This is a genomic window from Muricoccus vinaceus (assembly GCF_042433125.1).
Classification (GTDB): domain Bacteria; phylum Pseudomonadota; class Alphaproteobacteria; order Acetobacterales; family Acetobacteraceae; genus Roseomonas; species Roseomonas vinacea.
In genome coordinates, this window is the sequence record NZ_JBHLVZ010000002.1 from 754718 (window position 1) to 768826 (window position 14109).

At 71.9% G+C, this 14109-nt stretch carries 12 protein-coding genes; all 12 read left to right on the top strand.

The features are described 5' to 3' along the window. Positions 1–97 precede the first annotated feature (97 nt). The 12 genes from ACFFIC_RS05365 (at position 98) to ACFFIC_RS05420 (ending at position 14092) form a co-directional block, all read left to right on the top strand. Positions 98–1072: an isopenicillin N synthase family dioxygenase gene (locus ACFFIC_RS05365; RefSeq protein ID WP_377049108.1), complete on the top strand. Its 975-nt coding sequence runs from the start codon at positions 98–100 to the stop codon at positions 1070–1072. Positions 1073–1077: 5 nt separating this feature from the next. After that, positions 1078–1836: a UTRA domain-containing protein gene (locus ACFFIC_RS05370; RefSeq protein ID WP_377049109.1), complete on the top strand. Its 759-nt coding sequence runs from the start codon at positions 1078–1080 to the stop codon at positions 1834–1836. A gap of 8 nt (positions 1837–1844) precedes the next feature. Then, positions 1845–3521, top strand: a complete 1677-nt coding sequence (gene hutU / locus ACFFIC_RS05375; protein ID WP_377049110.1) for a urocanate hydratase — start codon at positions 1845–1847, stop codon at positions 3519–3521. Continuing rightward, a complete protein-coding gene (hutH, locus tag ACFFIC_RS05380) occupies positions 3476–5014 on the top strand; it encodes a histidine ammonia-lyase (RefSeq protein ID WP_377049111.1) in 1539 nt (512 codons plus the stop codon). Before hutU ends, hutH begins: the two co-directional genes overlap by 46 nt. Further along, complete coding sequence (hutI, locus tag ACFFIC_RS05385; RefSeq protein ID WP_377049112.1) at positions 5007–6203, top strand: imidazolonepropionase; 1197 nt, start codon at positions 5007–5009, stop codon at positions 6201–6203. The genes hutH and hutI overlap by 8 nt, the downstream gene beginning before the upstream one ends. Before the next feature lie 51 nt (positions 6204–6254). Beyond that, the gene (locus ACFFIC_RS05390) at positions 6255–7151 is read left to right on the top strand and encodes a LysR family transcriptional regulator (RefSeq protein WP_377049113.1); all 897 of its coding nucleotides are present in this window, start codon (positions 6255–6257) and stop codon (positions 7149–7151) included. A gap of 98 nt (positions 7152–7249) precedes the next feature. Continuing rightward, positions 7250–7756: a formate dehydrogenase subunit gamma gene (locus ACFFIC_RS05395; RefSeq protein WP_377049114.1), complete on the top strand. Its 507-nt coding sequence runs from the start codon at positions 7250–7252 to the stop codon at positions 7754–7756. Then, entirely contained in the window at positions 7753–9333 is a 1581-nt protein-coding gene (locus ACFFIC_RS05400; RefSeq protein WP_456306919.1) for an NADH-ubiquinone oxidoreductase-F iron-sulfur binding region domain-containing protein, read from the top strand. Before ACFFIC_RS05395 ends, ACFFIC_RS05400 begins: the two co-directional genes overlap by 4 nt. Beyond that, a complete protein-coding gene (gene fdhF, locus ACFFIC_RS05405; RefSeq protein ID WP_377049115.1) occupies positions 9324–12170 on the top strand; it encodes a formate dehydrogenase subunit alpha in 2847 nt (948 codons plus the stop codon). Before ACFFIC_RS05400 ends, fdhF begins: the two co-directional genes overlap by 10 nt. Then, positions 12151–12969, top strand: a complete 819-nt coding sequence (fdhD, locus tag ACFFIC_RS05410; RefSeq protein ID WP_377049116.1) for a formate dehydrogenase accessory sulfurtransferase FdhD — start codon at positions 12151–12153, stop codon at positions 12967–12969. The genes fdhF and fdhD overlap by 20 nt, the downstream gene beginning before the upstream one ends. Positions 12970–12995: 26 nt before the next feature. Then, positions 12996–13250, top strand: coding sequence for a formate dehydrogenase subunit delta (locus tag ACFFIC_RS05415; protein ID WP_377049117.1), 255 nt, complete (start codon positions 12996–12998; stop codon positions 13248–13250). Between the two features lie 131 nt (positions 13251–13381). Continuing rightward, entirely contained in the window at positions 13382–14092 is a 711-nt protein-coding gene (locus tag ACFFIC_RS05420) for a metal-dependent hydrolase (protein ID WP_377049118.1), read from the top strand. Positions 14093–14109: the final 17 nt, after the last annotated feature.

A 14109-nucleotide genomic window follows, 5' to 3' on the forward strand; every position in this document is an offset into this window, starting at 1 on the left:
CCAGCGGCGCCGAACTTGACATGACAGGTTATGAACGTAAGCATCCCCGGGCGGGCTCGGCAAGCATCCTTCCCGGCCTGGCGAGGAGGCGACGCGCATGGTCGGACAGGTCTCTCTTCCCGTGATCGATGTTTCCGGACTGAACGCGGGTTCAGCAAACGCCGTGCCGCAAGTGGCGGCTGCGATCCGGGCGGCCTGCACCGGGCCGGGCTTCTTCTATGTTTCGGGGCACGGCGTGCCGGAGCCGGTGATCGCGGACGTCGTGGCGGCCGCGCGCGACTTCTTCCACCTGCCGGCCGAGACGAAGGCGCGGGTGCGTGCCAACGCCCGGCACCGCGGCTGGCACGCCATGGGCGGCGCGCTGATGGAGGGCGCGAAGCACGCGGACCGGAAGGAGTTCTTCTCGATCGGCCTGGAACTGCCGGAGGACGATCCGGCGGTGCTGGCGGGCGAGCCGCTTCGGGGACCGAACCAGTGGCCGGATTTCGCCCCTGCGCTGCGCCCGGCCATGTCGGCCTATTACGACGCCATGCTGGGGCTCGGCGGGCGGTTGATGCGGGCGGTGGCGGTGAGCCTCGGGCTGGAGGAGGAGTTCTTCGCGCCGCGCTACCGCAAGCCGCTGCAGCGGACGCAGGCCATCTTCTACCCGCCGCAGGAGGTGGGCGCGGAGGAGGAGATCTTCGGCCTGGCGCCGCACACGGATTTCGGCTGCGTGACGCTGCTCTGGCAGGACAGCAACGGCGGGCTGCAGGTGCGGGAGCGGCAGAGCGGCGGGTGGATCGACGCCCCTCCCCTGCCCGGCACGCTGGTGGTGAACGTGGGCGACCTGCTGGGGCGCTGGAGCAACGACCGCTTCGCCTCCACCCCGCACCGGGTGGTGAACCGCAGCGGTCGGGAGCGGATGTCCATCGCGACCTTCCACGATCCGGACTTCGGCGCGGTGATCGACCCGCGGGAACTGGGCACGGCCGAGGGCGAGGCGCGCTACGAGCCGATCACGGCGGGGCAGCATATCCTGAACCGCTTCGACCAGGCCTTCGGCTACCGCAAGACCGTCATGGCCGCGGGCTGAACCCCGTGCCCGACGGCGGCGCGCCCAAGCCCCGCTACGAGGCGGTGAAGGAATTCGTGCTGTCGCGCATCGCCTCCGGCGAATGGGCGGTGCACGCGCGCATCCCCAGCGAGAACGAGCTGGGGCCGATGCTGGGCGTCTCCCGCATCACGGTGAACCGCGCCTTCGCGGAGCTGGCGCGGGACGGGCGGCTGCGGAAGGTGCCGGGGGTCGGCACCTTCGTGGCGCCAAGACTGGATGCCGGAAAGCCGCGCATGGGGCTGACGAGCATCGAGAGCATTGCGGAGGAGATCCGCGGGCGCGGGATGGAATGGTCCTGCGAGGTGCTGGCGCTGGGCGCGGCCACGCTGACCGACGAGGCGGCGGACGCGCTGGGGCTGCCGCGCGGCGGGCGGGTGCCGGCCTCGATGATCCTGCACAAGGGCGACCTGCTGCCGATCCAGCTGGAGGAGCGCTTCATCCAGCCGGGCTACGCGCCCGGCTACGGCGCGCAGGACTTCTCCGCCCGCACCACCTACGACTTCCTGCGCGAGGTCGGCGAGGTGACGGAGATGGAGCAGGCCGTTTCCGCCATCCTGCCGGACGAGAACCTCGCGCGGCTGCTGGAGGTGGGGCCGCGCGACCCCTGCCTGGTGATCCGCCGCCGCACCTTCCGCCGCGGCGAGGCCACGACCTTCTCGCGCCTCACCCAGCCCGCCAGCCGCTTCGAGCTTTCCGGACGCTACCGGATGCAGGACGGGCCGGGCGGGCACTACAGCCTCTGAGGAAACGCATGAGCGACAACGCACGCTTCCGCAACGCGCCGGCCATCCGGGCCGCGCGGGGGAGCCAGCTTTCCGCGCGCCACTGGGTGACGGAGGCGCCGCTGCGGATGCTGATGAACAACCTGGACGACGAGGTGGCGGAGAACCCGGGTGCGCTGGTGGTTTATGGCGGCATCGGGCGCGCGGCGCGGGACTGGCGCAGCTACGAGATGATCTGCGACGTGCTGCGCCGGCTGGACAACACGCAGACGCTGCTGGTGCAGTCCGGCAAGCCCGTCGGCGTGTTCGAGACGCATGCGGACGCGCCGCGGGTGCTGATCGCCAACTCCAACATCGTGCCGGCCTGGGCGACCTGGGAGAAGTTCAACGCGCTCGATCGCGCGGGGCTGATGATGTACGGGCAGATGACCGCGGGGTCCTGGATCTACATCGGATCGCAGGGAATCGTGCAGGGGACCTACGAGACCTTCGCGGAGGCCGGGCGGCAGCATTTCAGGGGCGACCTGTCGGGGCGCTGGATCCTCACGGGGGGGCTCGGCGGCATGGGCGGCGCGCAGCCGCTGGCGGGGGTCTTCGCGGGGGCCTCGGTGCTGGCGGTGGAGTGCCAGCCGAGCCGCATCGAGAAGCGGCTGGAGACGCGCTACCTGGACCACCGGGCGGACGACCTCGACACGGCGCTGGCGATGATCCGGCGCGCCTCCGACGAGAAGCGCGCGATCAGCGTGGGGCTGCTGGGCAACGCGGCGGAGGTGTTCCCGGAGCTGGTGCGGCGCGGCGTGGTGCCGGACATCGTGACGGACCAGACCAGCGCGCATGATCCCTCCAACGGCTACCTGCCGGCGGGGTGGACGCTCGATGAGTGGCACGCGAAGCGGGAGAGCGATCCGCGCGCGGTGGCGGCCGCGGCCAAGCGCAGCATGGTGGCGCATGTCCAGGCCATGCTGGACTTCAAGCGCATGGGCGCGGTGGTCATGGATTACGGCAACAACATCCGGCAGATGGCGCAGGACGAGGGGCTTGCCGACGCCTTCGGCTTTCCCGGCTTCGTGCCGGCCTATATCCGGCCGCTGTTCTGCCGGGGCGTCGGGCCCTTCCGCTGGGCGGCCCTCTCGGGCGATCCCGAGGACATCCGCCGGACGGATGCCAAGGTGCGGGAGGTGTTCCCGGACGATCCGCACCTGCACCGCTGGCTGGACATGGCGCAGGCGCGCATCGCCTTCCAGGGCCTGCCCGCGCGCATCTGCTGGGTGGGGCTGGGGGACAGGCACCGGCTGGGCCTGGCCTTCAACGAGATGGTGGCGCGCGGGGAGCTGTCGGCGCCCGTGGTGATCGGGCGGGACCATCTGGATTCAGGGTCGGTCGCGTCGCCCAACCGGGAGACGGAGGCGATGCTGGACGGGTCGGACGCGGTGTCGGACTGGCCGCTGCTGAACGCGCTTCTGAACACGGCCTCGGGCGCGACCTGGGTTTCGCTGCACCATGGCGGCGGCGTGGGCATGGGCTATTCGCAGCATGCGGGCATGGTGATCGTGGCGGATGGCACGCCGGATGCGGCGCGGCGGCTGAAGCGGGTGCTGTGGAACGACCCGGCAACGGGTGTGATGCGCCACGCCGACGCGGGCTACGACGCGGCCAAGGAATGGGCGCGGGAGAAGGGGCTGGACCTGCCGATGGTGGGGCCGTGATCCCGCCGGGCGAGGCGACGCTCGCCGCGCTGCGGGCGGTGATGGAGGGGGCGCCGCTGGCCTTGGAGGAAGGGTGGCGCGATCAGGTGCGGGCCAGCCATTCGGCGCTGGCCGGGCGGCTGCGCGCGGGCGAGGTGATGTATGGTGTGAACACCGGCTTCGGGAAGCTGGCGGGCACGCGGATCGCGCCGGATGACCTCGTGCGGTTGCAGCTCAACCTGATCCGCTCCCATGCCTCGGGCGTTGGGGAGCCCCTGCCCCGACCCGTGGTGCGGCTGGTGCTGGCGCTGAAGGCGCTGTCGCTGGCACGCGGCGCCTCGGGCGTGCGGGAGGAAACGGTCGAGGCGCTGCTGGCGCTGCTGGAGGCCGATGCGCTGCCGGTGATCCCCGCGCGCGGCTCCGTCGGCGCCTCGGGGGATCTGGCGCCGCTGGCCCACCTGTCCATGGTGCTGATCGGCGAGGGCGAGGCGCATCTGGGCGGGGTGGTGGTGCCGGGAGCGGAGGCGCTGGCGGCGGCCGGGCTGTCGCCGCTGCCGCTGGGGCCGAAGGAGGGGCTGGCGCTGCTGAACGGCACACAGGTTTCCACGGCCATCGCCCTGTCGGCGCTGTTCCTGGCGCGGGACCTGTTCGGCACGGCGCTCGTGTCGGGCGCGATGAGCACGGAGGGGGTGCGGGGCTCCGATACGCCCTTCGATCCGCGCATCCACGCCCTGCGCGGGCAGCCCGGGCAAATCCGGGTGGCGGCCGCCCTGCGCGGCCTGATGGCGGACAGCGCCATCCGCGAGAGCCACCGCCGGGACGATCCGCGCGTGCAGGACCCCTATTCCATCCGCTGCCAGCCGCAGGTGATGGGCGCCTGCCTCGATGCGCTGGACCACGTCGCCCTGGTGCTGGAGCGGGAGGCGAACGCGGTGACGGACAACCCGCTGGTGACGGCGGAGGGTGAGGTGCTGTCGGGCGGCAACTTCCACGCCGAGCCCGTGGCCTTTGCGGCGGACCATCTGGCGCTGGCCTTGGCCGAGATCGGCGCCCTGGCGGAGCGGCGCATCGCGCTGCTGACGGACCCGGCGCTGTCGGGGCTGCCGGCGTTCCTGGTGCGCGACGGCGGGCTGAATTCCGGCTTCATGATCGCGCAGGTGACGGCGGCGGCGTTGGCGAGCGAGCAGAAGTCGCTCGCGCATCCCCGCAGCGTGGACAGCCTGCCGACCTCGGCCAACCAGGAGGACCATGTGAGCATGGCCACCGGAGCGGCGCTGCGGCTGCTGCCGATGGCGCGGAACCTGCGCGACATCCTGGCGATCGAGCTGCTGGCGGCGTCGCAGGCGATGGAGTTCCACCGGCCGCTGCGGTCCTCGCCCCCGCTGGAGGTGGCGCATGGGCTGGTGCGGAGGGTGGCGGGCCCCTGGGAGGCCGACCGCTTCATGGCGCCGGACATCGCGCGCGTCGCGGGGCTGGTGGCGGAAGGGCGCTTCGCGGCGCTGTCCGATGGCTGAGTTCGACCGGGTGTGGGTCGGCGCCCGGCTCTGCACCATGGCGGAGGGGCTGGGCGTGGTGCCCGATGGCGCGGTGGCCGCGAAGGACGGGCGGATCGCCTGGGTGGGACCGCGCGCCGCGCTGCCCGCGCATGGGGCGCCGGAGGTGGATTGCGGCGGCGCCTGGATCCTGCCGGGGCTGGTGGACTGCCACACCCACCTGGTGTTCGGCGGCAACCGCGCGGCCGAGTTCGAGCGGCGGCTGGCCGGCGCCACCTATGAGGAGATCGCGCGCGAGGGCGGCGGCATCCTTTCCACCGTGCGGGCGACGCGCGCGGCGGGGGAGGACGAACTGCTGGCGGCCGCCCTGCCCCGGCTGGACGCGCTGCTGGCCGAGGGCGTGACCACCGTGGAGGTGAAGTCCGGCTACGGGCTGGAGTTCGAGGCGGAGCGGCGGATGCTGCGGGCGGCGCGCGCGCTGGGGGAGGCGCGGGCGGTCTCGGTGTGCACGAGCTTTCTCGGCGCCCACGCGGTGCCGCCGGAATACCGGGGCCGGCAGGGGGATTACGCCGCCGCCGCCGCCGCGATGATCGGTCCACTCGCCGATGAAGGGCTGGTGGATGCCGTGGATGCCTTTTGCGAGCGGATCGCCTTCACATCAGCGGAAACGGCGGCGTTGTTCGAGCGGGCGCGGGCGCGGGGCCTGCCGGTGAAGCTGCACGCGGACCAGTTGAGCGACGGCGGCGGCGCGGCGCTGGCCGCGCGCTTCGGGGCGCTCTCGGCTGATCACCTGGAGCACGCATCGGGCGAGGGGCTGGCGGCCATGGCGGCGGCGGGCACGGTGGCGGTTCTGCTGCCGGGCGCGACCTATTTCATCCGCGAGGAACGGCAGCCCGACATCGCGGCGATGCGCGCGGCGGGGCTGCGGATGGCGGTGGCCACCGACATGAACCCGGGCTCCTCCCCGGCGCGCTCGCTGCTGCTGATGCTGAACATGGCCTGCACGCTGTACCGGCTGACGGTGGAGGAGGCGCTGCTGGGCGTGACGCGCCACGCGGCGGCGGCCCTGGGGATGGCGGACCGCGGCGTGCTGGCGCCGGGGATGCGGGCCGACCTGGCGATGTTCCGCGTGGGGTCGCCCGCGGAGCTTTGCTACTGGATGGGCGGCAATCCCTGCATCGGGCGGGTGGTGGCGGGGCGGGACGCCTAGGCGCGGCTTGCCAGCCCTGGGCCCGCGCCCTTTCCTTGGCGCGGGGGGACCATGATCGACAAGCTCGCATTCCTGGTCGCGGTGGCGCGGGAGCGGAACTTCCGCCGCGCGGCGGAGGCCTGCGGGGTCGCGCAGCCCACGCTTTCCGCGGGGATCAAGCAGCTCGAGGCGGAACTGGGCGCGCTGCTGGTGCACCGTTCCTCCCGCTTCCAGGGGCTGACGGCGGAGGGGGAGAAGGCGGTCGAATGGGGCAAGCGGCTGCTGGCCGACGTGCGCTCCATGCGGCAGGACCTGCAGGCGGCGCAGGGTGGGCTGAGCGGGCACCTGCGGATCGCGGTGATCCCCACCGCGCTGGCCATGGTGCCGGCCCTGACGCTCGCCTGCCGCCGGCGGCATCCGGGCATCCGCTTCACCATTCTCTCGCAGACATCGCTCGGAATCCTCGGGATGCTGGAGAACCTCGAGGCCGATGCGGGCATCACCTATATCGGCAACGAGCCGCTGGGGCGGTTGCGGAGCGTCGCGCTGCAGACGGAGCGCTACCGGCTGGTGGTGCCGGCGGGATCGACCTGGGCGGGGCGCGACGCCGTCGCCTGGGCGGAGCTCGCGGGGCAGCCGCTCTGCCTGCTGACGCCGGACATGCAGAACCGGCGCATCATGGACCGGCTGATGCAGCAGGCGGGGGTGGAGCCCGTGGCCACCGTGGAATCCAACTCCATCGTCACGCTGATCGCCCATGTGCGCAGCGGCGGCTGGATGACGGTGCTGCCGGAAAGCGTGGCCGGCACGCTGGGATCGGCGGCGGGGCTGCACGCCATTCCCCTGGTTTCGCCCGAGGCCGAGTACCGGGTCGGGCTGGTGGTGCCGCCGCACGATCCCGCGCCGCCCCTGACCGAGGCCCTGCTGGCCGCGGCCCGGGAGGTGGCGGCCGGGCGCGGGATGGCTTGATAGGTTTTCGCGATCGCAGCACGGGACCGGCGCCTTGATCCAACGGGGAAGCGATGCGCGAATGAACCGCAAGCAACGAAGAACCGTCCCTCCGAAGCATGACGCCGCCGCCTGCCGCTCCCTCCTCCTCCACCGCGACGCCGCACTGGGACGGCGCGCTCGCCCGCGGCATCATCGCGGAACAGGCCAGCCTGGAGGGGGCGATGCTGCCGATCCTGCATGCCCTGCAGGAGGAGTTCGGCTGCGTGCCGCACGAGGCGGTGCCGCTGGTGGCCGATGCGCTGAACCTGTCCCGTGCCGAGGTGCATGGCGTCGTCAGCTTCTACCACGACTTCCGCGCCCGCCCGCCGGGCCGGCACGTGCTGAAGCTGTGCCGGGCCGAGGCCTGCCAGGCGATGGGGGCGGAGGCGGTCTCGGCCGGGTTGATGCGCCGCCTGGGCGTGGAATGGCACGGCACCACGGCGGATGGCAGCCTGACTCTGGAGCCGGCCTTCTGCCTCGGGCTTTGCGCCTGCGCCCCGGCGGCGCTGCTGGACGGCGAGCCGTTGGCGCGGCTGGACGAGGCGGTGCTCGAGAACGTGGTGGCGGAGGCGCGGCGCGCATGATGCGGGTTTTCCTGCCGCAGGATGCCGCCGCGCTGGCGCTGGGCGCCGAGGCCGTGCTGCGAGCGCTGCGGGCGGAAGCCGCGCGGCGGGGCGTGGCGCTGGAGGTGGTGCGGACGGGGTCGCGCGGCGCCGTCTGGCTGGAGCCGCTGCTGGAGGTGGAGACCGCGGCGGGTCGCATCGGCTACGGGCGGGTGCGCGCGGGGGACGTGGCCGGGCTGTTCGAGGCGGGCTTGCCGGAGGGCGGCGCGCACCCGCTGCGGATCGGGCGTCCGGAGGAGCATCCCTGGTTCGCCGGGCAGACACGGCTGACCTTCGCGCGGTGCGGCGTGGTCGATCCGGCCTCGGCGGAGGACTACGCGGCGCATGGCGGCTTCGCGGGGCTGCGCCGGGCGCTGTCGATGAGCGGCGAGGCGATCGTCGATGCGGTGAAGCTGTCCGGCCTGCGCGGGCGCGGGGGCGCGGGGTTCCCGACGGGGATCAAGTGGAACACCGTGCGGCTGGCGGAGGCGGAGCGGAGATACGTCGTCTGCAACGCGGACGAGGGCGACAGCGGCACCTTCGCCGACCGGATGCTGATGGAGGGCGATCCCTTCTCGCTGATCGAGGGCATGGCGATCGCGGGCGTCGCGGTGGGGGCGGGCAAGGGCTACGTCTACACGCGTTCCGAATACCCGCACGCGGTTCGGGCCATGCGGACTGCGATCGTGGCGGCGCGGCGGGCGGGGTGGCTGGGGGAGAACATCCAGGGCTCGGGCCGTTCCTTCGACATGGAGGTGCGCGTCGGCGCCGGGGCTTACATCTGCGGCGAGGAAACCTCGCTGCTGAACTCGCTGGAGGGCAAGCGCGGCGTGGTGCGCGCCAAGCCGCCGCTGCCGGCGGTGGAGGGGCTGTTCGGCAGGCCGACCGTGGTGAACAACGTGCTGTCGCTCGCCGCCGTGCCATGGATCATGGCGCACGGGGCGGAGGCCTATGCGGCGTTCGGCACGGGGCGGTCGCTGGGCACGCTGGCGGTGCAGATCGCGGGCAACGTGCGCCGTGGCGGGCTGGTGGAACTGCCCTTCGGGCTGCCGCTGCGCGCGGTGATCGAGGAATGGGGCGGCGGCACCGCGACGGGGCAACCGTTCCGCGCGGTGCAGGTGGGCGGGCCGCTGGGAGCGTATTTCCCCGAAAGCCTGCTCGATACGCCAATGGATTACGAGGCCTTCGCGCAGGCGGGCGGGCTGCTCGGGCATGGCGGGGTGACCGTGTTCGACACCGGCGTGAACCTGTCCCGCCAGGCGCGCTTCGCCTTCGAGTTCTGCGCGGCCGAGAGCTGCGGCAAGTGCACGCCGTGCCGCATCGGCGCCGTGCGCGGCGTGGAGGTGATCGACCGCATCGCGGCGGGCGTGGATGTGGCACGCAACTTCGCCGTGCTGGACGACCTGCTGGAGGTGATGACCGATGCTTCGCTCTGCGCGATGGGCGGGCTGACGCCCATTCCCGTCGGCAGCGCGCTCAAGCATTTCCCCCAAGGATTTCGACGCGGCCCGCGGCATGCCGCAGGCGGCGGAATAAGGGAGCGGGACGGATGCCCCTGATCCAGGAAACCGACTACGGCACGCCGATCCGGGTGGCTGACCACACGGTGACGCTGACGATCGACGGGCAGGCGGTGGCGGTGCCCAAGGGCACCTCCGTCATGGCGGCGGCGATGACGCTGGGGACCAAGGTTCCCAGGCTCTGCGCCACTGACAGCCTGGAACCCTTCGGGTCCTGCCGGCTCTGCCTCGTGCAGATCGAGGGGCGGCGGGGCTTCCCGGCCTCCTGCACCACGCCGGCCGAGGCCGGAATGGTCGTGCACACGCAGAACGAGGCCATCGCGAAGCGGCGCCGGGGGGTGATGGAGCTCTACATCTCCGACCACCCGCTGGATTGCCTGACCTGCTCGGCCAATGGCGACTGCGAGCTGCAGGACATGGCGGGCGCGGTGGGGCTGCGGGAGGTGCGCTACGGCCAGGAGGGCGCGAACCACCTCGATGCGCCCAAGGACGAGAGCAACCCGTACTTCACCTTCGAGGCGTCCAAGTGCATCGCCTGCTCGCGCTGCATCCGGGCCTGCGAGGAGGTGCAGGGGACCTTCGCGCTGACCATGGAGGGGCGCGGGTTCGGGTCCAAGGTGTCGCCGGGCGGCACGGACTTCATGAACTCCGAATGCGTGTCCTGCGGCGCCTGCGTGCAGGCCTGCCCGACGGCGACGCTGAACGAGAAGTCGGTGGTGGCGCTGGGCACGCCCGAGCATTCCGTTGTGACGACCTGCGCCTATTGCGGCGTGGGATGCTCCTTCAAGGCGGAGATGAAGGGCGACCGGCTGGTCCGCATGGTGCCCCACAAGGACGGCAAGGCCAACGAGGGGCATTCCTGCGTGAAGGGGCGCTTCGCCTTCGGATATGCCACCCACAGGGACCGCATCACCAGGCCGATGATTCGCGCGCGGATCACCGATCCCTGGCGCGAGGTGAGCTGGGAGCAGGCGGTGAGCCACGCGGCCTCCGAGTTGCGGCGCATCCAGGCCGAGTACGGGCCGGATGCGATCGGGGGGATCACCTCCTCGCGCTGCACGAACGAGGAGACGTTTCTCGTGCAGAAGATGATCCGGGGGGCCTTCGGGAACAACAACGTCGATACCTGCGCGCGGGTGTGCCACTCGCCGACGGGGTATGGGCTGAAGACCACGCTCGGGACCTCGGCGGGGACGCAGGATTTCGCCTCGGTGGCGGATTCGGACGTGATCCTGGTGATCGGGGCCAACCCGACGGACGGGCACCCGGTGTTCGCCTCGCGCATGAAGCGGCGGCTGCGGGAGGGCGCGCGGCTGATCGTGGCCGACCCGCGGCGCATCGACCTGGTGCGGACGCCGCATGTGCAGGCGGACCACCACCTGCAGCTCCTGCCAGGCACCAACGTGGCGCTGGTGAACGCCATGGCGCATGTGGTGGTGACGGAAGGGCTCGTCGCGGAGGATTACGTCCGCGCGCGCTGCGACCTCGCGGAGTTCGAGAGCTGGGCGCGGTTCATCGCACAGGAACGCAATTCGCCGGAAGCCGCGGAGCCGGTCACGGGCGTGCCCGCCCAGGCCGTGCGGGAGGCGGCTCGGCTCTATGCCACGGGGGGCGCGGCGGCCATCTATTACGGGCTGGGCGTGACGGAGCACAGCCAGGGCTCCACCACCGTGATGGCGATGGCGAACCTCGCCATGGCAACGGGCAACATCGGACGGCCCGGCGCGGGCGTGAACCCGCTGCGCGGGCAGAACAACGTGCAGGGTGCCTGCGACATGGGCTCCTTCCCGCACGAATTCTCCGGCTACCGCCACGTGTCGGACGACGCGACGCGGGAGATGTTCGAGGCAATCTGGGGCGTGCCGCTCTCGGCCGAGCCGGGGCTGCGCATTCCCAACATGCTCGACGAAGCCGTGGGCGGGCGCTTCAAGGGGCTGTTCGTGCAGGGGGAGGACATCGCGCAGTCCGACCCCGACACGAAGCACGTGACGGCCGGGCTGGCTGCGATGGAATGCGTCATCGTGCAGGACCTGTTCCTGAACGAGACGGCGAAATACGCGCATGTCTTTCTGCCGGGATCTTCCTTCCTGGAGAAGGACGGGACCTTCACCAATGCGGAGCGCCGCATCAACCGCGTGCGCCGCGTGATGGCGCCGCTGGGCGGGCTGGCGGACTGGGAGGGGGTGATGGCGCTCTCGAACGCGCTGGGCTTCCCCATGGCCTACCGCCATCCCGGCGAGGTCATGGACGAGATCGCGCAGCTGACGCCGACCTTCGCGGGCGTGTCCTACGCCAGGCTGGAGGAGGTCGGCTCCCTCCAGTGGCCCTGCAACGAGGACGCGCCGCTGGGCACGCCGATGATGCACGTGGATCGCTTCGTGCGCGGCAAGGGCCGCTTCATGATCACGGAATTCGTGCCGACGGACGAGCGCACGGGCGTGAACTTCCCGCTGATACTGACCACCGGGCGCATCCTGTCCCAGTACAACGTGGGCGCGCAGACGCGGCGGACGGAGAACAGCCGCTGGCACGCCGAGGACGTGCTGGAGATCCATCCCTTCGACGCCGAGCTGCGCGGTATCCGGGAGGGGGAGCTGGTTTCGCTGGAGAGCCGTTCGGGCGACATCGCCCTGCGGGCACGGATCAGCGAGCGGATGCAGCCCGGGGTGGTCTACACGACCTTCCACCATGCCTCCACGGGGGCGAACGTCATCACGACCGACTACTCGGACTGGGCGACGAACTGCCCGGAATACAAGGTGACGGCGGTGCAGGTGCGGCGCACCAACCGGCCCTCCGCCTGGCAGGAGGATTTCGCCGAGGGCGAGGCGACCATGAAGCGCGTGGCGAGGCTGGATGTCCCTGCCGCCGAGTAGCCGCGCGGCGGAGGCGCTGGTGGTGGGGACGGATGGCAGCATCCGCACGGCGGCGCGCGCCGTTCCGGAGGAGGTGCCGGTCAGCCTGGTTTATTCCACCGTGCCTTTTGCGGTGATGATGCTGACGCCGTCGGACCTCGAGGATTTCGCCTACGGCTTCAGCCTGACCGAGGGGATCGTCGCCGGTGCCGCCGGGATCCGGGAGGTTTCGGTGGAGGCGGAGGAGCGCGGGCTGCGGCTGGCGATCCGGCTGGCGCCCTCGGATCTCACGGCGCATCTGTCGCGGCGGCGCTCCATCGCGGGCCGCACGGGCTGCGGCCTCTGCGGGATCGAGGACCTGGACCAGATGCCGCGGGCCGCGCCGCCCGCGGGCCCCGCGCCCGCCATCGACGTGGCCGCCATCCGCCGCGCGCTTTTGGCGCTGGAGGAGGCGCAGCCCCTGAACGACGAGACGCGCGCCGTGCACGCGGCCGCCTTCGCCACGGGCACGGGCGCGCTGCGGCTGGTGCGCGAGGATGTCGGGCGGCACAACGCACTGGACAAGCTGGCGGGCGCGCTGATGCGCCAGGGCATCGCGGCGGCGGAGGGCTTCGTGATCGTGACCAGCCGCTGCTCCTTCGAGCTGGTGGAGAAGGCGGCGGCGATCGGGGCGCGCACGCTGGTCGCGATCTCCGCGCCCACCGCCCTGGCGCTCGACCGCGCGCGGGCGCTGGACATGAACCTGGTGGCCGTCGCGCGGCGGGACACGGTGGCGGTCTTCCACGGCATGGACCGCGTGGCGGAGGGGTTCCGCGCTTGAGCGGCAACGGGGAACGGCTGGTTCGCATGGCAAACCAGATGGCGGACTTCTTCCGTGCCTATCCGGCCGATGAGGCGCGCGCGGGCATTGCCGACCACATCCAGTCCTTCTGGACGCGTGGGATGCGTGCCGAGCTGCAAGCCCTGGTCCGCGCGGGTGGACAGGGGCTGGATCCGCTGGTGCGCGAGGCCTTCGGCGGCGCGGCCCTGGGGGAGAGCCCGATCCTGAGGGAGACGGGCGGCCCGGAAGAGGTCGGCCCGATGGGAAGCGACGCCGGCTGAGGCGGAGGCGGCAGCGCCGGCGCGCCGGACCGGGGCGCGCCAGGGAGGCCTCTGGCTTTCAGCAGGCCGCCCTCCTGGCCGGTGGCGGGGCGCCGCTCTACATCGGGGGCTCGTCTCGGCAAGGAGCAGCCATGAAGATCACCTGGTTCGGGCATTCGGCCTTCCGCCTCGAATTCGGTTCGGCGGTGGTGCTGATCGATCCCTTCCTCACGGGCAACGCGACCTTCACGGGAACGGTGGAGGAGGCCTCCCGCGGGGCGACGCATGTGGTGCTGACGCATGGGCACGCGGACCATGTGGGCGACACGGTTTCGATCGCGAAGGCGACGGGGGCGAAGCTCGTGACGAATTTCGAGCTGTGCCAGTACCTGGGGCGGCAGGGCGTCGCGGCCACCGACCCCATGAACACGGGCGGCACCACGGACCAGGGCGAGTTCAGCGTTTCCCTGACCATCGCCTTCCATTCCTCGGCGGAGATGGACGCGAACGGGGTGCTGCACCATCTCGGCCTGCCGAACGGGGTGGTGATCACGCCGAAGTCGGGCTCGGAGCCGGTGGTCTACCACATGGGGGACACCGACGTGTTCTCGGACATGGCGATCATCGGGGAGATGTACCGGCCGCGCGTGGCGATGGTGCCGATGGGCGACCGCTTCACCATGGGCGCGCGCGGCGCGGCGCTCGCCATGCGGCGCTTCCTGCCGGAGGTGCCGGTGGTCATCCCCTGCCATTACCGCACCTTCCCGCCGCTCGCGCAGTCGCCCGACGCCTTTCTCAAGGAGATGGGCGACCAGGCCGGGCGCGTGCGGGTGCCCGCGGTGGGGGAAAGCTTCGAGGTCTGACGCGAGGTGGCCGGGGG